General features: G+C 71.7%; 16 protein-coding genes and 2 pseudogenes. 8 read left to right on the top strand and 10 right to left on the bottom strand.

The window, feature by feature from the left end:
* Window positions 1–5: 5 nt before the first annotated feature.
* The 3 genes and pseudogenes from AMK11_RS38740 to AMK11_RS38735 all read left to right on the top strand — a co-directional run.
* Window positions 6–322: pseudogene (locus AMK11_RS38740) on the top strand (alpha/beta fold hydrolase); the annotation flags it as partial.
* Window positions 323–1,413: 1,091 nt separating this feature from the next.
* The gene (locus AMK11_RS25690; RefSeq protein WP_073730693.1) at window positions 1,414–1,932 is read left to right on the top strand and encodes a hypothetical protein; all 519 of its coding nucleotides are present in this window, start codon (window positions 1,414–1,416) and stop codon (window positions 1,930–1,932) included.
* Window positions 1,933–2,022: 90 nt separating this feature from the next.
* Window positions 2,023–2,681 (top strand): annotated as a pseudogene (locus tag AMK11_RS38735) (transposase); the annotation flags it as partial.
* Between the two features lie 258 nt (window positions 2,682–2,939).
* Here the strand turns inward: AMK11_RS38735 and AMK11_RS25680 are convergent.
* A complete protein-coding gene (locus tag AMK11_RS25680) occupies window positions 2,940–4,361 on the bottom strand; it encodes a non-reducing end alpha-L-arabinofuranosidase family hydrolase (protein WP_073730435.1) in 1,422 nt (473 codons plus the stop codon).
* Between the two features lie 450 nt (window positions 4,362–4,811).
* Between AMK11_RS25680 and AMK11_RS25675 the strand changes: the two genes are divergently transcribed.
* Entirely contained in the window at window positions 4,812–6,245 is a 1,434-nt protein-coding gene (locus AMK11_RS25675; RefSeq protein WP_073730434.1) for an endo-1,4-beta-xylanase, read from the top strand.
* A gap of 84 nt (window positions 6,246–6,329) precedes the next feature.
* On the opposite strand, the gene AMK11_RS38730 is transcribed toward AMK11_RS25675, so the two are convergent.
* Window positions 6,330–8,849 carry a DUF1963 domain-containing protein gene (locus tag AMK11_RS38730; RefSeq protein ID WP_241847085.1) on the bottom strand — a complete coding sequence of 840 codons (2,520 nt, stop codon included), beginning with the start codon at window positions 8,847–8,849 and terminating at the stop codon, window positions 6,330–6,332.
* Window positions 8,850–9,036: 187 nt separating this feature from the next.
* On the opposite strand from AMK11_RS38730, the gene AMK11_RS25665 reads away from it, so the two are divergent.
* From AMK11_RS25665 to AMK11_RS25650, 4 genes are read left to right on the top strand one after another with little or no spacing between them, the layout of a single operon-like run.
* Window positions 9,037–9,888 carry a TetR family transcriptional regulator C-terminal domain-containing protein gene (locus AMK11_RS25665; protein WP_073730433.1) on the top strand — a complete coding sequence of 284 codons (852 nt, stop codon included), beginning with the start codon at window positions 9,037–9,039 and terminating at the stop codon, window positions 9,886–9,888.
* A gap of 42 nt (window positions 9,889–9,930) precedes the next feature.
* On the top strand, window positions 9,931–10,824 hold the full coding sequence (locus AMK11_RS25660; RefSeq protein WP_073730432.1) for a 3-keto-5-aminohexanoate cleavage protein: 894 nt from the start codon (window positions 9,931–9,933) through the stop codon (window positions 10,822–10,824).
* Window positions 10,825–10,855: 31 nt separating this feature from the next.
* On the top strand, window positions 10,856–11,857 hold the full coding sequence (locus tag AMK11_RS25655) for a 3-hydroxyacyl-CoA dehydrogenase NAD-binding domain-containing protein (protein ID WP_073730431.1): 1,002 nt from the start codon (window positions 10,856–10,858) through the stop codon (window positions 11,855–11,857).
* Window positions 11,854–12,333 (top strand): thioesterase family protein, encoded by a 480-nt coding sequence (locus AMK11_RS25650; protein ID WP_073730430.1) that lies wholly within the window; start codon window positions 11,854–11,856, stop codon window positions 12,331–12,333. The genes AMK11_RS25655 and AMK11_RS25650 overlap by 4 nt, the downstream gene beginning before the upstream one ends.
* Here AMK11_RS25650 and AMK11_RS25645 read toward each other — a convergent pair.
* The 8 genes from AMK11_RS25645 to AMK11_RS25610 form a co-directional block, all read right to left on the bottom strand.
* Entirely contained in the window at window positions 12,272–12,817 is a 546-nt protein-coding gene (locus tag AMK11_RS25645; RefSeq protein ID WP_073730429.1) for a hypothetical protein, read from the bottom strand. The two genes, AMK11_RS25650 and AMK11_RS25645, sit on opposite strands and share 62 nt — an antisense overlap.
* 41 nt (window positions 12,818–12,858) lie before the next feature.
* Window positions 12,859–15,030, bottom strand: coding sequence for an SWIM zinc finger family protein (locus AMK11_RS25640; protein ID WP_073730428.1), 2,172 nt, complete (start codon window positions 15,028–15,030; stop codon window positions 12,859–12,861).
* Window positions 15,027–18,095, bottom strand: a complete 3,069-nt coding sequence (locus AMK11_RS25635; RefSeq protein ID WP_073730427.1) for a DEAD/DEAH box helicase — start codon at window positions 18,093–18,095, stop codon at window positions 15,027–15,029. The genes AMK11_RS25640 and AMK11_RS25635 overlap by 4 nt, the downstream gene beginning before the upstream one ends.
* Before the next feature lie 108 nt (window positions 18,096–18,203).
* Window positions 18,204–18,785, bottom strand: a complete 582-nt coding sequence (locus AMK11_RS25630; RefSeq protein WP_073730426.1) for a sugar kinase — start codon at window positions 18,783–18,785, stop codon at window positions 18,204–18,206.
* Window positions 18,782–19,930, bottom strand: a complete 1,149-nt coding sequence (locus tag AMK11_RS25625; RefSeq protein WP_073730425.1) for an ROK family glucokinase — start codon at window positions 19,928–19,930, stop codon at window positions 18,782–18,784. The genes AMK11_RS25630 and AMK11_RS25625 overlap by 4 nt, the downstream gene beginning before the upstream one ends.
* A gap of 91 nt (window positions 19,931–20,021) precedes the next feature.
* The gene (locus AMK11_RS25620; RefSeq protein WP_073730424.1) at window positions 20,022–20,837 is read right to left on the bottom strand and encodes an ATP-binding cassette domain-containing protein; all 816 of its coding nucleotides are present in this window, start codon (window positions 20,835–20,837) and stop codon (window positions 20,022–20,024) included.
* Window positions 20,834–21,880 carry an ABC transporter permease gene (locus tag AMK11_RS25615; RefSeq protein WP_073730423.1) on the bottom strand — a complete coding sequence of 349 codons (1,047 nt, stop codon included), beginning with the start codon at window positions 21,878–21,880 and terminating at the stop codon, window positions 20,834–20,836. The genes AMK11_RS25620 and AMK11_RS25615 overlap by 4 nt, the downstream gene beginning before the upstream one ends.
* On the bottom strand, window positions 21,877–22,881 hold the full coding sequence (locus AMK11_RS25610) for a sugar ABC transporter substrate-binding protein (protein WP_073730422.1): 1,005 nt from the start codon (window positions 22,879–22,881) through the stop codon (window positions 21,877–21,879). The genes AMK11_RS25615 and AMK11_RS25610 overlap by 4 nt, the downstream gene beginning before the upstream one ends.
* Window positions 22,882–23,007 lie beyond the last annotated feature (126 nt).

Here is a 23,007-nt window from a genome sequence, read left to right as displayed (position 1 = left end):
CCGGAATGGACATGCCCCGCAGAAACGACGTCACGGTCGTCGGACAGGGCGACGGAGTGGCGCTCTTGCTGCCGCGCGATTTCGAGTGTGACCAGAACATGTGGCGCCTGGCCGTGCCGGCCTCGCGAAGCGGCACCGCATGGTGCAGTTCGACCACGTCGGCTCCGACGGATCGGACCTGTCGGCCTGGAGCCGCGAGCGGTACTCGTCCCTGGAGGGTTACGCCCGCGACGCAGCGGAGGTCTGCGAGGCACTCGACCTGGAACGGGCCGTGTTCGTCGGGCACTCTGTCCGCGCCATGGCCGGGGCGCCGGCGGCACGCGCCGGCAGAGCCACTCCCGACTCCTCACCAGGACCGGGCGGTGTGGCCGGGGAGGGCGGCGCGTGGGCATCCGGCATACCGCTTGGCCTGCCCGAGCAGGGCACAGTGCATCAACCCTCCAGCCGACAGAGCCCGCCCAGTTGCCTGGCGAGCCACGTCGTCCGTCATGTCTGCGATCGCAAATCTAGCGCCCCCGAGAACAGCGCTGGAAGACCAGACTGCATGACGAGCCGAACGCGTCACGCGTGCACGCACAGTCAACTCCACGGTGATGCCCCACCGGAGCGCTCCGGTGGGGCACCGTCTCATGGCTTCAGGAAGAGGCCCGCCAAGGATGCTCCCCGGCGGGGCCTCGATCTATCACCGGCGCTGTCACGCGTCTGTCACCAACTACGCCGACGCCCCCGGACCGCAACGCGCTGACCTGCCACAACTCGCCCAGTCTGGACTGACGTGGACGCCCAAAGACGGTCTCTACAACCTGTGCCATGTGGTACCCAGCGAGGGACCCAGGATCAGGACCGGGGCGTCTTCTGGCCCGTCAAAGCGGTATTGCAGGGTGTTCGGCGGTGTCTCACTCACGCCCCAGACCCTCTCACGTCTCACGAAATCGCACACAGCCCGGGGAAGCCGGCGGCTCGGGCACCCGCGGCGTGTACGCGCGCCCCTGACGCAGCGTGGCCGGCCGGCCGCGCTCTCGCCCGGTCCTCACGTCAACGCCGCCGAACTCACGCACGACCCTCCGCCTCACCGTGCAGGCCATCCCATGTAGTGGCGGCTTCGCGGAGGTCCTCCACATCTGGCCTGCAGAAGACACGGCAACCCGCGCTGGGCCCTGTTCGACTGCGGTATGGCCCAGGCCACGTTCACATGTACGCCGGCAACTGATCCTGGAGGGTCGCTGCAAGTCGCTCCAGGCCATGGCCCCCAGGCTGCCGGACGGCAACGAGCAGAGCCGGCAGCGGTTCGTGGACTAGGGGGTGTATCTGGTCGTGATCATGTGACTGCGCAGTTCGGTTGCGAGCAGGGCGCCAGCCGCTTCTCTCACCTGCGATTTCGCCCATCGGGTGTCCTGAGAGATGCTGACTCGCATGCACCACTCGCTCACACACCGGGACAGTCCCTTCATCAACTTCAAGGACTTCGAGTTTCCAGACGGCCGTGGACACGGATTCCGGTGGGTGCACATCAAGCGGTTCCACCTGTCAGCCGGCACGCCAACCGACCGGGAGCTGTTGGCCGCCCTGATCGCGCACCCCGAGTTCCGCGACACCTACGACGGAGCCGGCGTCTGGCTTGAACCACGACACGGCCAGTGGTGGTCGGACCGGATCACTCCCAGCGCATACACGGCCATCGACGAGTCGACCGCGGCCCGCACGATTCACACCTGGGCCACCGATGGCGTCCCCCTTCCCCCAGGTCTCGACACGAGGTTGCGCGAGGCGGTCTACGAACCGATCCGCCAAGCAACGAGCCTGTATGCGCTCGGGGCCCTCCCCGAAGACGCGCGCCACGACTACGGCCCGATCCACATCGAGTTTCACGAGCTCGTCCTCATCGACCGCCGAATGGGCACTCTCGCCCTCCTGGTTGCTGGCGACGACTGAAACAGTTGCCTCCACCACAGTCGCAGGCACCGCGGACCGAACACATCGATTCACCCTCGTGGCGAACCCGGGCGCGATAGATCGTCTTGCGTGACGCGGGTGCGACTGACTGACGAAGAGCGGAAGTTCATCGGCCCATACCTGTCGATCGGCGAGTGCAGCCCGTGTCCCGAACGCCCGCGGCAGCAGTTCGAGGGTGTGATCTGGCGTTCAAGACCGGCGGGCAGTGGCGGGAGATGCCGCAATAGTTCGGGGCCTGGTCGACCGTCTCCAACCGCTTCCGGCAGTGGCGCGACCTACACGTGTTCGAAGCCCTGTTGGAGCGGCTGATCGCGGAGGCAGCAAAGCGGGGCGAGGTGGATCTGTCGCTGGTCAGCATCGACTCCACGACCGTGCGGGCAGGGGGCGGTCCTGGACAACAGAACGGGCAGGCCATTGAAGCGGATCCCGAGCGGGCTGAACGACGACGCGTACAGCGCCGCCGAAAGCTCCGACCGAAGGCCGCACTGCCGGACGCTCGCGGGGCGGGCAGACCAGCAAGGTTCACCTCGCCGCCGACCGTAAGTGCTAGGGAAGATCCGCGTCCGTGGCCCGGTCGGCCGCCCCGCACCCGGCCGGACGTCCACCTGCGGTAACGCCAGATCAAGACGGTCATGGCCGAGAAGTCTGACCAGGCCGCGAACCGGAAGCAGAAGGGTGCCAAAGGCGGCCGGCCCGTCGGCCACGACGCCGACCTCTACGAGGAGAGGTGCGCCGCTTCGACCGGGTCGACGCCCGGCCGCAGCACACCTGGAAGCCCGGAGGAGACCGACACGTGCCTCCTGGGCGCCACCATGCGCGAGGCCGAGGCGGAGCTCCAACCTGTGGCGTCCAATGGCCGCCCGCGCACTGCTGCCCACGCCGCTCACCGCGCCCTCGTCACGGGCCTGAGTAGCCGGGCGCCCAGCGAGCGGGCGCGGTGTCGCCGCCTTGCGACGCTGCGCGTTGTCCTCTTCCTCGCCCTACGGTCAGCGCCGCAGGGTGAGGACGCCCGGTCGCCAGGGCAGTTGGTTGTAGGGACCGCCCGCGTTCGGGGACTTGCCCTGATAGAGGAACCGCAGGTTGCAGGGGTCGATGGTCATGGTCTGGTCGGGGTTGTCGCGGACCAGGTCACCGTGGCTGATGTCGTTGGTCCAGGTGGCGCCGCTGTTGGCCTTGCCCGCGAAGGGGTTGCTCTCGGTGGCGGCCTGCGGAGTCCACGAGCCACTCAGGCTGGAGGCCGTGAAGGAACGGAAGTAGCGTCCGTTCGCGCCCATCGCCTCGACGATCATGAGGTACTGGTTCTGGCCCTGGACCTTGTAGACCTGCACGCCCTCGAACAGGTTGGCCTTGGTGTCACTCATGATCGTCGTGTACGACGAGCCGAAGTTGCCCGGGAAGTTCCCGATCGGCATGCTGGCCCGGTAGATCTTGCCGTTGTCCCCCGCGAAGAACAGGTACATGTTCTGGCCGTCGGCGATCAGGGTCTGGTCGATCGGACCGGTGTCCGAGCCGGAGATGCTGCCGGTGAACAGCGGCTGCGGAGCGGACCAGCCGTTGGGGTCGGTGGGGTCGCTCGACGTGCGGTAGATGAAGGGCCACGAACCCCACTGGTACGCCAGCACCCAGATGTCCTTGGGGGCGAAGTAGAACAGCGTGGGCGCCACCGCGGCCTGGCTCATCCCGGTCTGGCCCGCCGACGCCATGTCCGACCAGTCGGTGAAGGGGCTGAACATCATCGAACCGTACGACGATCCCGACACGTTCGACGCGTAGACCAGGTGCTTGCCGTTGTGGGTCACGGTGGTGAAGTCCTTGACCGCGGCCCACCCGTTCGCCGGCTGCGCCAGCACACCCGTCGACGACCAGTTGTAGGCCGACGGCAGGGAGCACGTTCCGTCCGTCGGCGGCCCGGACAGGCCGGACCACTTCTGGTGGCTGCCACCACCGCACCTGCCGATCTGCACCGCCGTACTGTTGGCCGTACCGGCCCCCGCGACCTCCAGGCACAGCCCGGACTCCACGCCGACGACCGTACCGTCGGCGTTCACCCGCCACTGCTGGTTCGCGCCGCCGGAACAGCTCCAGATCTGCACCCGGGTCCCGGGCGCGGTGGCGTGACCGGGAACGTCCAGGCACTTGTCGCCGTACACGGTCAGCTGCCGGCTGTCAGTCAGCGTCCACTGCTGATTGGACCCACCCCAGCAGTCGTATATCTGCAGGTACGTGCCGTTGGTCTGGACGGCGCCCGGCACATCGAGACACCGCCCCGAACCCGTACCGCGCAAGGCGCCACTGGCGGCCGCCTGGGCCGGGGCGACGGTGAGCAGCGCCGCCAGCACGGCGACGGCCGCGGCCACGGCGGCGAGCACCGCGGACGGGTGTCCGCGGGTGAGACTTCCTCTGCGCATGGGGACTTCCTCTACCGTGAGTGGGCGGTTGGTGCGTTCGAGATGGCGAACAAAGGCCGAAGTGTCGAGCAGCCTGAATGCTAGGGAGCCGAGGACCGACGTCAACCCCTCTCGCATCTATCGCTCTGAGAATCGAAACATTCAGGCCTCGCCGCTCGCACCGCACAGCCACCCCGTTGGGACCCACAACCCAGAACGACGGACAATGACTCACGGAACCGCTGCCGAGGACCGGCATGACGCACCGTCGACCTCGCCGCGACCCCGAATCCTCGCTAGCCAGGGACGACACCTCCGAAGCCGCCCATCCGACCCATCCAGGTTCGAATGTTTCGGTCTCACAGTAGAAACTTTTTCGCGACCGAGTATTGACGATGCATCGTCAACACCTCAATCATTCCTGTCGCCGACCGGCGATCCGCCGGTGATCTCTGCTTTGGAGGCACAGTGATGGGCTCATACGCCCTCCCCAGACCCGACATCCGCCGCAAGCTCCGCGGCCTGTTACCGGCGATGGTCGTCGGCGTCCTCGGTGCGGTCGCCGCCCTGGTGGCGCCGCCGACCGCGCACGCCGCCGAGAGCACCCTCGGCGCAGCGGCGGCGCAGAGCGGCCGCTACTTCGGCACCGCCATCGCCTCGGGCAAGCTGGGCGACTCGACGTACACGACGATCGCCAACCGTGAGTTCAACTCGGTGACGGCCGAGAACGAGATGAAGATCGACGCCACCGAACCGCAGCGAGGGCAGTTCGACTTCACCGCAGCCGACCGTGTCTACAACTGGGCGGTACAGAACGGGAAGGAGGTGCGCGGTCACACCCTGGCCTGGCACTCCCAGCAGCCCGGCTGGATGCAGAGCCTCAGCGGCAGCGCACTGCGCCAGGCGATGATCGGCCACATCAACGGCGTGATGTCCCACTACAAGGGCAAAATCACTCAGTGGGACGTCGTGAACGAGGCGTTCGCCGACGGCAGTTCGGGAGCCCGGCGGGACTCCAACCTGCAGCGCACCGGCAACGACTGGATCGAGGTCGCCTTCCGCACCGCGCGCGCCGCCGACCCGGAAGCCAAGCTCTGCTACAACGACTACAACGTCGAGAACTGGAACTGGGCCAAGACCCAGGCCATGTACGCCATGGTCCGGGACTTCAAGCAGCGCGGCGTGCCGATCGACTGCGTGGGCTTCCAGTCGCACTTCAACAGCGGCAGCCCCTACAACGCCAACTTCCGCACCACCCTGGAGAACTTCGCCGCGCTCGGCGTCGACGTGGCCATCACCGAACTCGACATCCAGGGCGCCTCACCCACGACCTACGCGAACGTGGTCGAGGACTGCCTGGCCGTCGAGCGCTGCCTCGGCGTCACCGTCTGGGGCGTGCGCGACACCGACTCCTGGCGATCGGAGCAGACGCCGCTGCTGTTCAACGGTGACGGCAGCAAGAAGCCCGCTTACACCGCCGTCCTCGACGCCCTCAACGGCGGCGGCTCCACCACGCCCCCCGCGGATTCCGGACAGATCAAGGGCGTCGGTTCGGGCCGCTGCCTGGACGTGCCCGACGCCGTCACCACCGACGGCACCCAGCTCCAGCTGTGGGACTGCCACAGCGGCACCAACCAGCAGTGGACGTACACCGACGCCGGCGAGCTGAGGGTCTACGGCGACAAGTGCCTGGACGCCGCCGGTGCCGGCAACGGCGCCAAGGTCCAGATCTACAGCTGCTGGGGCGGCGACAACCAGAAGTGGCGCCTCAACGCCGACGGCTCCATCGTCGGCGTCCAGTCCGGCCTCTGCCTCGACGCCGTCGGAGCCGGCACCGCCAACGGCACCCTGGTCCAGCTCTACTCCTGCTCGAACGGCAGCAACCAGCGCTGGTCCCGCACCTGATGGTGCCTGCCGCGCGGTAGTCCGGGGTCGCCGCCGTGGTGGCGGCGACCCTCGCGACCGGCACCACCCGGCGCTTCGCGGTGTTCAGGGGTTGGCGTGCATCTGGACGGTGACCCGGTCGAAGCGGCGGGCCGCGAGGTCCTGGCGGGTGATGGTCCAGTACAGGATCGACATGGGGAACCCCACCCACTGCGCGAGCAGGACCCAGTCGTCGGGGTCCGTGACCTGTTCACCCACCTCCGGGTAGGCGGAGGCGGGCACCGGGTCGCCGTAGTCGTCGAAGTTGGCGGCGTGGCCGCCGAGTTGCCAGTCTCCGCCGCCGTCGGTCTGGTCGGACCAGACGTCCCGAAGGGTCTCCGCGTGGGGATGCCGGGCGAGCGTCTCGTCGTCGGGCGGCGTGGACGGCAGGGACACACCGGGCGCGAGTCGCAGCTCGCCGGCGCTGCGCAACTCGGCGTCCAGGTCCTCCGGGCTGTCGTACTCGTAGATCTCGTAGTCGGGGGACGACTCCCGTTCCTCCACCGGGACTCCGGCCGGTACGTACACGGCGCCGCCCGCGGGCCAGGGTTCCAGGTCGGCGTTGACGAAGAGGAGCAGCGTGCCGTCCGGCGGGAGCGGCAGGTCGGTCGCCCCGTCGGGGACGGCGGAGAAGTCGAGCGTCAGGATGAGCTGGTGGTGGTCCTCGTATTCCTCGCCCGCCGGCCCGTGGCTGTCGCCGGGTGTGGGGAGATCCGGCGGGAGCATCAGCGGCCCGCCGAGCCTGCCCACCACCGGCCCGCTTCCGTCGGGAGCCGTCCGCAGCATGGGGCGGGCGAGCCCGAGCCACCGGTCCACGTCCGGCACCGGAACGCCTCGTTCCAGCGCTTGCTCCCTGAAGCGGTCGAGCCACCAGAGGGTTGCGGCGGGCAGGGTCCGGGTGGCCGGGGACAGCACCCCGTCGCCGAACTCCCAGCCGGGTTCCGGTGCCGCGACGCCCGGCTCGCCCAGGCCGGCCAGCCACTCCGCCGCCGACCTGCGCGTCATCCCCTCCGCGCCGTCCAGCGCCGCCCGCGCGGCGGCCCGGACGCCCGGGTCGTCGCCGAGCACCCGGCGCGCGGCCAGGCGGTGCCGTGAGACGCCGAGCGCGATCGACGTCAGGCGAGGGGCCAGCGTCTTCGGGACTTCCGGGAAGCACTCGAGGATCGTCAGCATCATGTGGGTCGTGTCGACGGCCTCGTCGTCGGGGTGCCTCCTGGCGTCGAAGCCCTCCAGGTACTCGTCCACCAGGTCCGGCCGCTCGGCGAACAGCGGCCACCACCGCACCGCGTCCTCGAGGGTCAGAACCGCCCCGATCCTCCGGCCGAACGCCCCGGTGCTCCGGGTCGTCAGGAGCGCCATGACCCGGCGGTCGGCGTCGGTCATCCCGGCCTGCCGCAGTGCGTTCCGCAGCACACGGACGTCGGGTATCCGCGCCAGCCGCTGCTCGACGCCGGGCCAGAAGTAGTCACCCTCCAGGCGGGCGGCGGCAGGTCGGGTGTCCAGCTCCGTCAGGAGGTCGGCGTCGGCCGGCGGCGCGGTCGGCGGGAGGGGGACGACGGCGCCGGGACCCTGCGCGAGAGACGCCCGGCCGGCCGCCCGGCGCAGCGACTCCGCGCGCTCCGCGTCGAGCGGGTGCCCTTCCGGCGCCCGCAGTGCTTCCCCGATCGCCGCGGGACCGCCGTCGATGTCGGACAGGCGCCTCAGGACTCCGGTGAGACGGTCCGGTGCCGCCGTCCGCAAGTGCGGGCGCAGCAGCTCCACTTGCCGGGCCCCGTCGAGCCAGGCCAGCGCGGCGAGCGCCTCGGCCCGCACGGAACGGTCCTCGTCGACGGTCAGGGCGGCGAGGAGACCGGCGTGTTCTTCGGCGTCGCGCGCGCACCGGAGCGTCAGGAGCCGGCGGGGGCCGGGGCCCGCCACCGTGGCGATCTCGGCGAGGACATCGGCGTGCCGGGCGAGGAACGTGTCGCCGGCGTCCGTCGCCAGAAGTGCGTACCGGTGCGTCGAGTACCTGTCGTCGTCGATGTGCAGCAGCGTCGTCAGCGTCGCGTGCGCGGGCGTACGGCCAGGCGCACCGCCGGCCCCGGCGACCTCGCTCACCAGGTCGGGGGTCCATCGGGTGCGCGCCTGGTGGGACGCCTCGGACCGGGGCCCGGTGGCTTTGAGGACGTTGTCCGTCAGCGTGGCGAGCCAGGTGGTGGAATCCGGCCGGTCCGAAGGGGCGATCGCGTGCAGCAGGTGCCCGAACCGGGCGAGTACGTCGACCGGTGCGTCGCGGTAGACGACGAGCCGAGCGGCGTCTGCGTTCTCGGAGCTCCATCCCGGGTGCAGGTCCGCGACGGCGGTGACGCGCTCGTCCGACCAGTTGCCGCCGGCGGACACCATTCTCCCGGCCGTCGTGGATCGTACGTCGTCCAAGGCGGCCAGGACCTCCGGTCCCGTGCCCCGCTGGACGTACTCGACCGCGCCGTCGAAGGTCTGGCACAACCCCAGTGGCGCGAGGCAGGTGCGTAAGGCGGTCTCGAGGTCGGCCGGTGTGCCCGTCGGGAGCTGAGCGGCCCTGGTCTTTTCCATCTCGTCCTGCGGCATCCGGGGAGCCTATCGAGCTCCGGGCAGCCCTCCGACGCCGGGCACCGCGCCTGCGCGCGGCTGGTCCGCACAGGACGTCACCGATCTGACTGATCCGCAAGTCAGGCATCTCAATCCCACCATTCATCTGCTACTTCGCTGGCACCTGTGTTGAGTTTTCCGCAACGTATGCCTAAGGTCGTGCCTCGTGGAGACCGACGACGCCCCCGAAGGCACACCGACCGCCGCCGCCCGTGTACGCGAGGTCATCGCGGCCGCGGGTGTCAGCCAGCGCGAGTTCGCGCGCCGGGTCGTCATGGACCCGTCCAAGCTGTCGCGTTCGCTGAGCGGCACCCGCCGCTTCACGGCCGCGGAGCTGGCGCGGATCGCCGACGAGGGCCGGGTGGACGCGGGCTGGCTGCTCGGCACCCGCCCCCGTGAGAAGGACTCGGCGCCGGCCGCGGGCGTCGAGGGCGGGCGACCGCTGCAGATCGTCCGCGAGACGGTCCGGCTGATCGCGGAGCACGGCTTCCACGCGGTGCGGGTCGCCGACATCGCTCGCGCCTGCGCCACCAGCAGCGCCGCGATCCACTACCACTTCCCGGGCCGCGCCGAACTCCTGGAGGCGGCCGTGCGCTGGTGCATGGACGAGGACACCGCACGGCGTGCCGCCCGTCTCGCCGAGGCGGACGACGCGGCTCAGGAACTGCGTCAGCTCATCGCGCTGCAGACGCCGCGCACCGAGCAGCAGCGCCGCCAGTGGGCGGTGTGGCTCGACCTGTGGGCCGAGGCGGCGCGCTCCACGACGGTCGGCCGGCTGCACTCCGAGTACTACCGGCAGTGGCGGGAGACCGTCGCCGACGTCGTACGCCGAGGTGTCGGACAGGGCGTGTTCCGCGCCGGGGTCGATCCACAGGCAGCGGCACTGACGCTGACCGCGCTGATCGACGGCCTGGCGACACACGTCCTCTCGGTGAGCGGGTCGTCGTCCGCCGCGGCCGCGGACGCGATGCACGCCGCACTGACCGCTCACGTCAACCACACGATTCTGGCCCCATAGTCCCATCCCCCCGCCACCGAAGCCCCACCCCGGAGGCCCCGCATGCCCATGACCGAGAACGTCATCATCACCTGCGCGCTCACGGGCGCCGGCGACACCGTCCGCAAGAGTCCCCACGTCCCCGTCACCCCGGAGCAGATAGCCAGGAACGCCGTGGAGGCGGCCGCCGCCGGAGCAGCCGTCGTCCACATCCACGTACGCGATCCGCGGACCGGCGATCCGTCCCGCGACCCGAAGCTGTACCGGGAGGTCGTCGAACGCATCAAGGAGACCGGCACCGACGTCGTCATCAACCTCACCGCCGGCATGGGCGGCGACCTGGTCATCGACCCGGACGACCCGCTCACCCACCTCCCCGGCACCGACCTCGTCAGTGGTCTGGAGCGCCTCCCGCACGTCGAGGACCTGCTGCCCGACATCTGCACGCTGGACTGCGGCTCGCTCAACTTCGGCGACGGCTCGAACCTCTACGTCTCGACGCCCGACATGCTGCGTGCGGGCGCGCGGCGCATCCAGGAGCTGGGTGTGCGGCCCGAGCTGGAGATCTTCGACACGGGTCAGCTCTGGTTCGCCAAGCAGCTGCTCGCCGAGGGTCTGCTCGACGACCCGACCGTTTTCCAGCTGTGCATGGGCATCCCGTGGGGCGCGCCGGCGGACCCCGGCGTGCTCCAGTCGATGGTCAACATGCTTCCGGACGGCGCGCGTTGGGCGAGCTTCGCGCTCGGCCGGATGCAGATGCCGTGGGTCGCGCAGTCCATCCTGCTCGGCGGGCACGTCCGCGTGGGCCTGGAGGACAACCTGTACCTCGGCAAGGGCAACAAGGCGACCAACGCCCAGCTCGTCGAGCGGGCCGTGACCATCACCGAGTCGATCGGCGCCCGCGTCGCGACACCGGACGAGGCCCGCGCCACCCTCGGCCTCAAGCCGCGCAAGTAGCCCGAAGCGACGACGAAGGACCAACACACTCATGACCTCATCCGAGACGACCTCGCCCGAGCCGATCTCGCCTGGGCGGACCTCGCCGGAGAACGCCCGCCGCGTCGCCTGCGTCGGCGCCGGAGTCATCGGCGGCGGCTGGGTCGCCCACTTCCTGGCGCGCGGCTACGACGTGACCGCCTGGGACCCGGCGCCCGATGCCGGGCAGAAGCTGCGCCGCCTGGTCGACGCGGCGTGGCCGGCGCTCACCGCGCTCGGCCTGGCCGAGGGAGCGTCGGCCGACCGGCTCACCGTGACCGACACCCTCGAAGAGGCCGTGTCCGGCGCCGAGTTCGTCCAGGAGAGCGCGCCCGAGAAGCTCGACCTCAAGCGCGACCTGCTGGCCCGCCTGGACGCGGCGACCCCGCCCGGCGTCGTCATCGCCTCCTCCACCTCCGGGTATCCGATGACCGACATGCAGACGGCGGCCGCGGACCCGTCGCGCCTGGTCGTCGGCCACCCGTTCAACCCGCCCTATCTCATCCCGCTCGTCGAGGTCGTCGGCGGCGAGCGCACCGACGCGAGCGCGGTCGCCTGGGCCTCGCGCTTCTACGAGGTGGCGGGCAAGTCAGTGATCACGATGGACGACGAGGTACCGGGCTTCATCGCGAACCGCCTCCAGGAGGCCCTGTGGCGCGAGGCGCTGCACATGGTCGCCAACGGCGAGGCGACGGTCCGGGACATCGACCTGTCGATCACCGAGGGTCCCGGGCTGCGCTGGGCGGTGATGGGGCCGATGCTGACCTTCGCCCTCGCGGGCGGCGAAGGCGGCATGGCGCACATGCTCGACCACTTCGGCCCGTCCCTGAAGTCGCCGTGGACGCGCCTGGAAGCGCCGGAACTGGACAAGGAGCTGTACGACGCCGTGGTGGCGGGCTGCGACGAGGCGGCGGACGGCCGTTCCATCGCGGACCTGGTGGCCGAACGCGACCGGGGCGTCATAGAAGTGCTGCGCGCCACCGGCCGCCTGGGCCGCGCGGAGGACTCGCGATGACGAAGCTCCCTCTGCTGCACAGCACGGTCCGCCCGGAGTGGATCGACTACAACGGTCACATGAGCGAGGCCTTCTACGTCCTCGTCTTCGGTCACGCCACGGACGCGCTGATGATCGAGACGGGCCTGGACTCCGGCTACCGCGAGTCCACGGGCTGCTCCCTCTACACGGTCGAGTCCCACATCCGCTTCCTCCGGGACGTGCCCGAGGGCGCCCATCTGGCCATCCGCACGCGCGTGCTGGGAGGGGCGGCGCGCAAGGCACGCTTCACGCACGAGATGTACGTGGTGTCCGGACCGGAGTCGGAGCCGACGCCCGACGCGGCGCCGGTGGCGACGACCGAGCTGCTCGCGGTCCACGTCGACCAGCAGGCGGGCCGGGCCGCCGAGTTCCCGGACGCGGTCCGGCACCGCTTCACGGAGCTGACCGAACCGGCTCCTGAGTGGGCGGGGCGCTCGATCGGTGCCGTGGCCTGACGGACGAGGGCCAGATCTGCACGAGACAGTAGAGATCCCTGCCGTTCAGCCTGTCGTCCCGCACCGGGGGAACCTCCAGCGTGCGCCAGGAGAGCGGTGAGGTGAAGGGACCGCTTTCGCTGTTGAACATCCACTGCCACCGCATCAGGTACTGGCCGGGCGAGGGCAGCACCAGCGGAACCTCCTGGCGCCCGCCGTCGACGGTGTGGAGGGCGAGGTCACCGCCGGGAAGCCGGATACCCACCTCCTCACGGCCGAACCACCGGACGTCCTCTTCCGGAGGCGGAGTGGACCAGCTTTCCAGCCGTACCGCGGCCCGGATCACCTGGGACGGCACCTGCATGTACACGAGGCCAGGGGCGGAGAGCAGCCACTTCGTGGGATCCGCCTCCAGTCCATAGGGGTCGACGGATGTGTCATGGAGGCCGAAGACGCGGTAGCTCGGGGACACGCGGGCGTCGAACGCGTCCAGCAACCTGCTCACGAGGTACCTCTCGCATCGTCGGTCGGGTCACGGGCAGCACGTCAGAGGTCACCGGACGCGCCCAAGCCGGTCAGCGCGCCGACCGGGTCGAGGTCCGGGGTGCCGCGCGGCCACCAGTCGTCGCGGCCCGGCTCCGACTCGTAGGCGTACCAGAGCCCGGTGCGGCCGAGCCGGAGCTGGACGTGGCCCTGGGGGTGGGTGAGGCGGTTGCGCCAGGGGCGGAAGGCGGGGAGGTCGGCGGCGAGCAGCAGGGGGCGGGCGCGGTCGAAGCGGCCGGCCGGCGGGTCCCAGGCCTCCTCCAGGACGTCCAGGCCGTCGAGTCCGCCCTGGCGCCAGGCGGCCACGGCTCGGGCCAGCTCCGCCGTGTCCCGGCCGACGGCCCCGGCGAGGGACGCGTACAGCGCCCGGGTGCCGGCGGTGAGGCCGGAGCCGGGGCGGGCCGCGGCGAGCCGGACGGCGTCCTGCCACAGCGTCAGCCCACCGACCGGGTCGCGGCCCGTGGTGAGCAGGGCGTGGGCGCGGGCGGCGGCGTCGGTGGCCAGTTGGTCCAGCGCGAAGGGGTCCGGTCCGCCCGGGGCCGCCGGATAGGCCGGGGGCTGTTCGGGGTGCGGGGGCGCAGGCAGCGGCGACGGGAGGGGCGGCGACGTGCGCGCCGCCAGGGCCTCGGTGGCGCGCACGCCGGGCAGCGGCGCCGGCCCTCGGTCCTGGGCGGCGCGTGCCGTACGGGCCGCGTTTCTCCGGGACAGGTCGTCGAGCAGGGTGCGTTCGCCCCGGCCGCGCAGCAGGAGCAGGACGAAGGGGTCGGCGTCGAGCAGGCGTGCCGTCTGGTAGCAGAGCGCCGCGGCGTGCTTGCAGGGGTGCCCGGAGTCGGGGCAGCTGCACTGCGGGACGAGATCGCCGGGGCCGGGGAGCAGGGGGACGCCGCAGTCGGCCAGGGAGTGCGGCAGCTCCTTGTCGAGCAGGGCGGCGATGTGCCCGGGCCGTTCGACGGCGGCGTCCAGGAACCGCTCCCAGTCGGTGTCGTGGAGCGTCCGCAGCCGCACCTGGACCCGGTACGGGCGGGGACGGCTGCCTTGCACGTAGGCGAGGACCAGGCCGGGGGTCACGGTGATCGCGTCGACGTTGCCCCGCTCGGCGTACCCGCGCCCCCGGAGAAGCCGAGCGGTGTCCAGGGCGCCTTCCTCCAGAGCGGTCACCCAGGCATTGCCCCACCAGGTCGCGGCGAAGCCGTCCTCCGCCGACGACCGGGGCGGCAGGGCGGGGAAGGTGCGGCGCAGTTCGCCGTCCCGGTCCGGGGCGGCCATGGAGCCGGGCGTGCGGGGCTGCGCGGGTGGCTCGTGCGCTTCTCGGCGCGGGGGCCGGCGCGGGGCCGGGTGGGCAGGCCGGTACGGCGGACCGTCCGGCACCGTCGGGGCGCGCTCCAGCTCCGGTACCGACGGGTGCCGTCGTGGCGAGGGATCGTACGACGAGGGGGGCGGGGTCGGTGGACCGGCCGAAGAAGCCTGCGCCTGCGCGGGGCCCTCCGAAGCGACGCCGGTGGGCTCGTCGGCGCGCGGGGGCTCCACCGAGGTCGCCGCCTCCTCGGGGGACGTGACCTCGCCCGCGGCGTCGGCCTCCGGAGGCAGTCGGAAGGCGCCCGCGGCGAAGTCCCGTACGGCACGAGCACGAGCGGCGGCGGTGCCCGTGCCGCCGGTCCGCTGCGGAGCACGGGCCGGGCCGGCCGACCGTCGTGGCGTCGCCGTCCCCTGGGCCGCCGGATCCGGCCTCGGCTGCCGGCGGGCCGCCCGCAGCGCCTCACGCGCCACGTCCGCGGGCCGGCTTCCCGCCGCGCGGTCGGAACGGTCCGCCGGGGTGGTGGCAGTCGCCGCGTCCGCGGTGGACGGCTGGGTGGGCCGAGTCGCCTCTTCGGGTCGGTCCGCTTCTGTTCCCCGGCTGCCGGGTGGGTCCGGCGGACCGTCCGGGGCAGCGTCCGGTCGCCCTGCGGTCCCGCCCGGGACGCGGGCGTTGCGCAGTGCCTCGCGTGCGACGTCACCGGGGCGATTCCTGTCCTGCTGCCGAGCCGGTTCGCGGGCCGTCGCGTGCTCGCGCGTACCGGTTCCGGCAACAGCGGCGGCGTCCGTGTTCGTGTCGGCGGTGGTGGTCCGGGTCTCCTCACCGCGCCCGCGGGCCTCCCGCAGGGCGCGGCGGGCCTCGTCGGCGGGGCGGGGGGTCATGACGGCCTCCGCAGGGACACCAGGTCGGACAGTTCACGGGCCGTCAGCTCGGTGAGGGCCGCCTCACCGGAGCCGAGGACCGCGTCGGCCAGGGCGCGCTTCGACTGGAGCATCTCGGCGATGCGGTCCTCCACTGTGCCCTCGGTGATGAGTCGGTGGACCTGGACCGGCTGGGTCTGGCCGATGCGGTAGGCGCGGTCGGTGGCCTGTTCCTCGACGGCCGGGTTCCACCAGCGGTCGAAGTGCACGACGTGACCCGCGCGGGTGAGGTTCAGGCCGGTGCCGGCTGCCTTGAGGGAGAGGACGAGGACGGGGATGGCCCCGCTCTGGAAGCGGTCCACCATCCGCTCGCGCTCCGGGACCGGCGTACCGCCGTGCAGCAGGTCGACGGGGACCGCGCGGGCGAGCAGGTGGGAGGTTATCAGGCGGGCCATGCCCACGTACTGGGTGAAGACCAGTACCGAGCCGTCCTCCGCGAGCACCGTGTCCAGCAGCTCGTCCAGGAGGGCGAGTTTGCCGGAGCGGGCGGTCAGCCGGTCGGCCCCGCCCGGCGGGTGCTCCTCCTTCAGGAACAGCGATGGGTGGTCGCAGATCTGCTTCAGTGAGGTCAGAAGCTTGAGCACCAGGCCCCGGCGGCCGATGCCCTCGGCCGACTCGATGGCGAGCATCGACTCGCGCACCACCGCCTCGTACAGCGCGGCCTGTTCGCGGGTGAGCGGGACGGGGTGGTCCGTCTCGGTCTTCGGCGGCAGCTCCGGGACGATGCCCGGGTCGGACTTCCTGCGGCGCAGCAGGAAGGGGCGGATCAGGCGGGCGAGGCGGTCCACCGCCTCCTCGTCCTCTCCGTTCTCCACCGCGCGGGCGTGCCGGGCGCGGAAGGACTTCAGGGGGCCGAGGAGTCCTGGAGTGGTCCAGTCGAGCAGTGCCCACAGCTCGGAGAGGTTGTTCTCCACGGGTGTGCCGGTCAGCGCCACGCGCGCGGGGGACGGGATCGTGCGCAGGGCCTTCGCCGTCGCCGAGTACGGGTTCTTGACGTGCTGGGCCTCGTCCGCGACGACCATGCCCCAGTGCTGCTCGGCCAGTGTCGCCGCGGCGGAGCGCATGGTGCCGTACGTGGTGAGGACGAAGCCGCCGGTCAGGCCGTCCAGGGTGCGGTCGGGGCCGTGGAAGCGGCGGACGGGGACGCCGGGCGCGAACCGGGTGATCTCCCGCTGCCAGTTGCCCAGCAGGGAGGCGGGGCAGACCACCAGGGTCGGTTCGGTGCGCGCCCGCTTGAGGTGCAGGGCGATGACGGTGACCGTCTTGCCGAGGCCCATGTCGTCGGCGAGGCAGCCGCCGAGGCCGAGGGACGTCATAAGGTGGAGCCAGGCCAGGCCGCGCAGCTGGTAGTCACGGAGGGTGGCGTGGAGCCCGGGCGGTGGCTCCGCGGGGCTCACCCCGGCCGTGAGGCGGTCGCGGAGGGCGGCCAGCGCGCCGACCGGTACGACCTCGACCGTCTCGCCTTCGGCCTCCGCGCTGCCGGTCAGGGCGACGGACAGCGCGTCGACCGGGTCGAGCAGGCCGAGGTCCCGCCTCCGGGCCCGGCGGACGAGGGCGGGGTCGACCAGGACCCAGCGGTCGCGCAGTCGCACGACCGGGCGGTGGGCCTCCGCGAGGGTGTCCATCTCGGCCTCGGTGAGCGGGTCGCCGCCGATGGCCAGCTGCCAGCGGAACTGGAGGAGGTCTTCGCTCTCGAAGAAGCCGGTGCCGTCCGTCGCCGAGCCGGGCGCGGGCCGGACGACGGCGGTGGCGGTGAGGTCCTGGGCGAGGTCGCGGGGCCAGTGCACGGCGACCCCGGCGGCGGAGAGGCGGCCGGCCGCCACGCCGAGCAGGTCGGTCACCTCCTCTTCGGACAGGCCGAGGACGTCGGGCACGTCCTGCTCGCCGAGCCGGTCCAGCGGCGGCCAGACCCGCGCCGCGCGCCGCACCGCGAGGGCCGCGTCCACACGGGCGCGGGGACCGAACGCCGCGTCCGCCGCCCCCGACCACAGGTCCGCGGCGTCGGCGACGAGGGTGGGGTCGGCGAGGCTGTGCACCTGCACGACCGCCGCCCCGGCGTTGCGCGCGCCGCCGCTGCCCGCCCCGTCTCCGTCGAAGAGGTCGTACGCCGACAGATCGAGACGCAGGGAGATCCGCACACCCGCGTCCATGCCGGCGGCCACCTCGGCGGCCCAGTCGTGGGCGCCCGGCATGGGCTGGGCCGCCCGGTCGGCGAAGGGCCGGCCGGAGGCGTGGGGCGCGGCCGGCGTGCGCGGCAGGGTGTCGGCGACCGCGTCCAGGAAGGCGCGGATCAGTGCTTCCGGCTCGGGCAGCCTGATCGGGCCGGGGCCTTCCAGCGGGACCGCGTGTCCTTCGGGGGGCATGGCCGCGGCCACCGCCCGCAGGTGTGCGACGTCGTCGGGGTCGAGCGGGCCGGAGCGCCAGGCGTCGTGCCCGGCCGGCGTCAGGCCGGGCAGCAGACGGCCGCGCGCGGTGAGCCGCAGGGCGTGCAGGGCGGCGGCGCCCCAGCAGGCGGCGGCCGGGTGGGCGGCCGGGTCGTGCCGGGCCCGCACCAGCAGGGGCAGGGCCTCGGTGATCGGGAGCGAGAGCGCGGGCGCCGTCCCGCGCCGCGCCCCAGCGCCGTGCCGCCGCACGACGGTGAGCTCCGTGAGCCGGGGGGCCGCGTCGGCGGCGGGCCCGTCCCCGGCGAGCACGTCGACGGCCGACGCTTCCCCGGGCGCCTCGACGGGCCCGGGATCCTTCCCCGTGAGCGGCTCCGCCACGCCGTCCCCGGGCGCCGCCTCGGCCGCGGTCCCGCCGTCGCGGGAGACTCCGGAAGCCGCCCCGTACTGCGCGAAGGCCTCGATGCCGGAGCCGTCGCCGGGGTCCCAGAACGCGATCCGTCCGTCGCGCGGGAGCGGTGCGGGCAGGAAGACGGCGGCGAGCCGGACGGGGACGAACGGAACAGTGTCCTCCGGCTGCCCGGTCCGCCCGAGCCCCGCGGCTCGCCCGGCGACCGGCATACCCGCCACGGCCACGTCGCTCATACGTCCTGTCACCTCCCGCCCGTCCACCCGGATCAGATGTCTTCGACTCTACGGGCGGGGTCTGACAATCGGTCCCGGCTGCCTGCCGGGTCCGGACGCTCGGGCCGGTCAGGGCACCGTGCGCGAGACGACGTACACCATCGGGTAGTCCGGGTTCTTCATGTTCACCATGACGTCCTGGGTGGGCGCCGGGTTCTGCTGCTCGTTGACCAGGCCCCACCAGGGGCCGGACCGGCCGAAGTCCCAGCCGGTGACCCGCTGGGCCCGGTCGCTGATGGCGATCTTGTCCTTCTTCAGTGCGTCCCGGTCGACGCCGAGGCCCGCCAGGAAGGCGTCGAGACCGGCCTCACTCGTCTCGAACTGGACGTAGAGGCGGCTGGTCTTCCAGTTGTTCGTCTCGTAGTACGCCGTCTTCTTGGCCGGCAGCGGGACGGGCACCTCGTAGATGCGGCGCTGGAGCTTGGACGGCCAGCCCCGGGTCATGCCGGTCGCCGCGTACTTCGCCTCCTTCTCCCTGCCGCTGTCGCGGCTCTGGTTGGCGGAGATCACGAGGTAGCCCGCCGGGATGCCGATGAGCAGCACGATGATGAGCAGGGTGAGCGACCGGCGGCGGATCATGTGCCGGCGGTCCTCACCCCCGGGTCCGGGCTCGTCCGGGGGGCCGGCCTGGTGGGGCAGGGAGTCCGTCACAGCGACTCCCGGGCCGTGCGGCGGGCCTCCGCGTACCGCTCGTAGCGCTCGTAGCGCTCCACCCGGCGCCGTTTGGCGCGGCGGAACCGGCGGGCGACCAGGCGGGCCAGGTCGGCGGCGCCGACCATGCCCGCCTCCGGGCCGAGCTGGGCACGGACGATGTGTGCCTCGGGGCGGTAGCCGCGGCCGGTGAGCTGGCGCTTGAAGGCGTCGCGGGCGGGCCCGATCAGCAGGTCGTCGGCGGCGCTGACCCCGCCGCCGATGACGAAGCAGGACGGGTCGAGGGCCGCGGCGAGGTTCGCGATGCCGACGCCGAGCCACTGTCCGATGTCCTGGAGCAGCTCGACGCACATGGCGTCGCCGTCGCGGGCCAGGTCGGTGATCATCGGGCCGGTGATGTCGCCGATGCTTCCCTTGACGTGCTCGATGATCCCGTACGCCACCGGCGAGTCGGCGGCGGCCAGCTCGCGGGCCTCCCGGACCAGGGCGTTGCCCGAGCTGTACTGCTCCCAGCAGCCGCGGTTGCCGCACGGGCAGCGGTGGCCGCCGGGGACGACCTGCATGTGGCCGAACTCTCCGGCGACGCCGTACTTGCCGCGCTTGACCTGGCCGTCCTCGAGGATCGCGCCGCCGATGCCGGTGCCGAGCGTGATCATGACGAGGTGGTCCTCGCCGCGGCCGGCGCCGAAGCGCCACTCGGCCCAGGCGGCGGTGTTGGCGTCGTTGTCCACCAGGACGGGGACGGCGAGGCGGCCGGCGATGCGGTCGCGCAGAGGTTCGTTGCGCCAGGACAGGTGGGGGGCGAACAGGACGCGGTTGCGGTCGGCGTCGACCCAGCCGGCCGCGCCGATGCCGACGGCGTGCACGTCGTGCCGGTCGGAGAGGTCCAGGACCAGTTCGACGATGGTGTCCTCGACGACCTTCGGACTCTTGGACTTGTCCGGGGTCTCCGTGCGGAGCTTCTCCAGGATGTTGCCGTCGGCGTCCACGACGCCCGCCATGACCTTCGTGCCGCCGATGTCGATGCCGACCGTCGGCACGCGGGGTGCCGTCAGGTGCGATCGGCGTTCCCTGGTGCCCACGGTGCGCAGGACCGGGGCGCGGCGGGAGCCGATGGGGGCGGTGAAGTCGCGGTAGGTGCTCATCGGGTGCGATTGTGCCGCACGGCTGTGCCGGGTGCCGAATGGGACAGGGGGTGGCGTGATCGGTTCGTTGCCGGGTGCGGGCGCGTCGTGGTTACTCGCGCCGTTCCCCGCGCCCCTGGGTCCGCTGCAGCTCGTGGCGTAGATCGTCCAGCTCCGTTCCGCCTGCCATCTGGGTCGTCAGCTCGTCCAGCGTGATGTGCTCCCGCTCGTGGTTGCCCACCATCGTTCCGCGCTTCAGCAGGACGAACCGGTCCCCCACCAAGTACGCGTGGTGCGGGTTGTGGGTGATGAGGACGACACCCAGGCCCTGGTCGCGCGCCGCCGCCACGTACTTCAGCACGACTCCCGACTGCTTCACGCCCAGCGCCGCCGTCGGTTCGTCGAGTACCAGTACCTTCGCGCCGAAGTGCACCGCGCGGGCGATCGCCACGCACTGGCGCTCGCCGCCGGAGAGGGTGCCGATGGGCTGGTCCACGTCGCGCAGGTCGATGCCCATGCGCAGGAGTTCCGCGCGGGTGGTGCGGCGCATGTGGTCGACGTCCATGCGCTTGAAGGGCGCGACGCCCTTGCGCGGCTCGGAGCCGAGGAAGAAGTTGCGCCAGACCGGCATGAGCGGGACGACGGCCAGGTCCTGGTAGACGGTGGCGATGCCGCGGTCCAGTGCCTCGCGCGGGGAGGAGAGGCGGGTCTCCTCGCCGTCGAGGGCGAGCGTGCCGCCGTCGTGCTGGTGCAGGCCGGCGATGATCTTGATGAGCGTCGACTTGCCGGCGCCGTTGTCGCCCAGCACGCAGGTGATCTCACCGGCGTGGACCTCCAGGGACACCCCTTCGAGGGCGCGGACGTTGCCGTAGTTCTTGCTGACGCCGGACAGCTCGACGAGCGCCGCGCGGGTATCGGTCTGCGTCACTTGGTGGCCTCCGCGCGCTTGCGGACCCAGGCGTTGAGCAGGGTCGCGAGGAGCAGCATCGCTCCGAGGAAGAACTTGAACCAGTCGGGGTTCCACTCGGCGAAGACGATGCCCTTGCTGGTCATGCCGAAGATGAACGCGCCGACCGCCGAGCCGACCGCGCTGCCGTAGCCGCCGGTGATCAGGCAACCGCCGATGACGGCCGCGATGATGTAGATCAGCTCGTTGCCCACGCCCTCGCCGGACTGGACGACGTCGTAGGAGAACAGCAGGTGCTGGCCCGCGATCCAGGCGCCGAGGCCGACGCCCATGTAGAGGCCGATCTTGGTCTTGGTGACCGGGACGCCCACCGCGCGGGCGGCGTCCTTGTTGCCGCCGACCGCGAAGATCCAGTTGCCGGCGCGGGTGCGCAGCAGGATCCAGCTGGCGACGGCGACCAGGGCGAGCCACCACAGGATGGTGACCTTGAAGCCCACGCCGCCGACGGTGATCGTGGAGGCGAAGACCTCGCGGGCGGAGTCGAAGCCCTCCATGTCGGCGATCGTCTTGGTGGAGACGGTGCCGTCGATGAGCTTGGTGAAGCCCAGGTTCATGCCGGTCAGCATGAGGAAGGTGCCCAGCGTGATGATGAAGCTGGGCAGCTTGGTGCGGGTGAGCATGAAGCCGTTGAAGGCGCCGATGGCCAGGGTCACCAGCAGGGAGACGCCGACGCCGACCCAGACGTTGGCGGTCATCTGGTAGCTGAACATCGACGACACCAGGGCCGAGGAGGTGACCATGACGCCCGCGGACAGGTCGAACTCGCCGCCGATCATCAGCAGCGCCACCGGCACGGCCATGATGCCGATCGTCGAGGCGGCGTAGAGGACCGTGCTGAGGCTGGTGGCGCGCAGGAAGCTGTCGGCGAAGAAGGCGAAGAACACGAAGACCGCGATCGCGCCGACGACGGAGCCCAGCTCGGGGCGGCCCAGGAGCTTCCGCAGCGGAGAGGCGTGCAGAATCCTTTCGTCAGCGTCGGTTTCCTTGACCTGCGTGGCGCTCATCGGGTGCCCCGCCTGGTGTAGTCGGCCAGCTCGGCGGCGTCGTCCTTGGTGATGATCTGCGGCCCGGTGAGCACCGGCCGGCCACCGCCGAGGACGTCGGCGTTGTACTTGTACAGCCACAGCAGGTCGACCGCCTCGTAGCCCTGGAGGTAGGGCTGCTGGTCGACGGCGAAGCCGAGGGAGCCGTCCTCCAGTCCGGCGGCCACCTTCGCGTTGAGGTCGAAGGTGTCGATCTCGGCCTCGCTGCCGGCGCTCTGCTTGGCCTTCACGGCGGTGGCGGCGTACGGCGCGCCGAGGGTGACGACGGCGTCGAGGGACTTGTCGGTCTGGAGCTTGGCCTCGATGGCGGACTGCACGTCGGGCATGCTGGTGCCGTTGACGTAGAGCCGCTGGACCGTGCCGTCGAAGGTCTTCTCCACGCCGTCGCAGCGCTGCTCGTGGCCGACGTTGCCCTGCTCGTGCAGGACGCAGATCGCCTTCTCGCGCCCCCGCTCGTTCAGCTCCTCGCCGACCGCCTCGCCGGCGATGGTCTCGTCCTGGCCGACGTGGGTGAGGGCGCCGAACTCCTTGGACTCGGCCGAGCCGGAGTTCACGGTGATCACCGGGATGCCCGCCTTGTGCGCGCGGTCCAGAGCGGACTTCATCGCGGCGGGCTTGGCGAGGGTGACGATGATCCCGTCGACCTTCTTGTCGATGGCCGCGTTCACGAGCTGCGCCTGCTGCTGCGCCTCGTCGTCGTGGGAGTACAGGAAGTTGATGTTGTCCTTCACGGCGGCCTGCTCGGCGCCGCTCTGGACGATGTCCCAGAAGGTGTCGCCGTCACCCGAGTGGGTGATCATGGCGAAGGTCCAGCGGGGCGTGTTCACCGCGGCCTTCCCCTGGGCCGACGCGGCCTTGCGGGCGTCCTCGGCGCGCTTGCCTCCCGTGCTGCTGCAGCCGGCCAGGGACAGCGACAGTGCCCCTGCCAGCGCGATGCCCACCCATGTCCGAAACCGTGCCACGAGGCCGTGCCCTTCTTGCTGTGCCGTGCTGTGCGTGCCGGGTTCCGCGGGCGCCCCGACCGGGCTCCGGAAACCACAAACGCCCCATTGTCCGACATGGCGAACGAGCGCCCGGCGCCGGGGAGC

Origin of the sequence: Streptomyces sp. CB02414 (assembly GCF_001905385.1) — a bacterium.
GTDB lineage: Bacteria > Actinomycetota > Actinomycetes > Streptomycetales > Streptomycetaceae > Streptomyces.
This window is presented reverse-complemented; position numbering and strand designations above follow the sequence as displayed.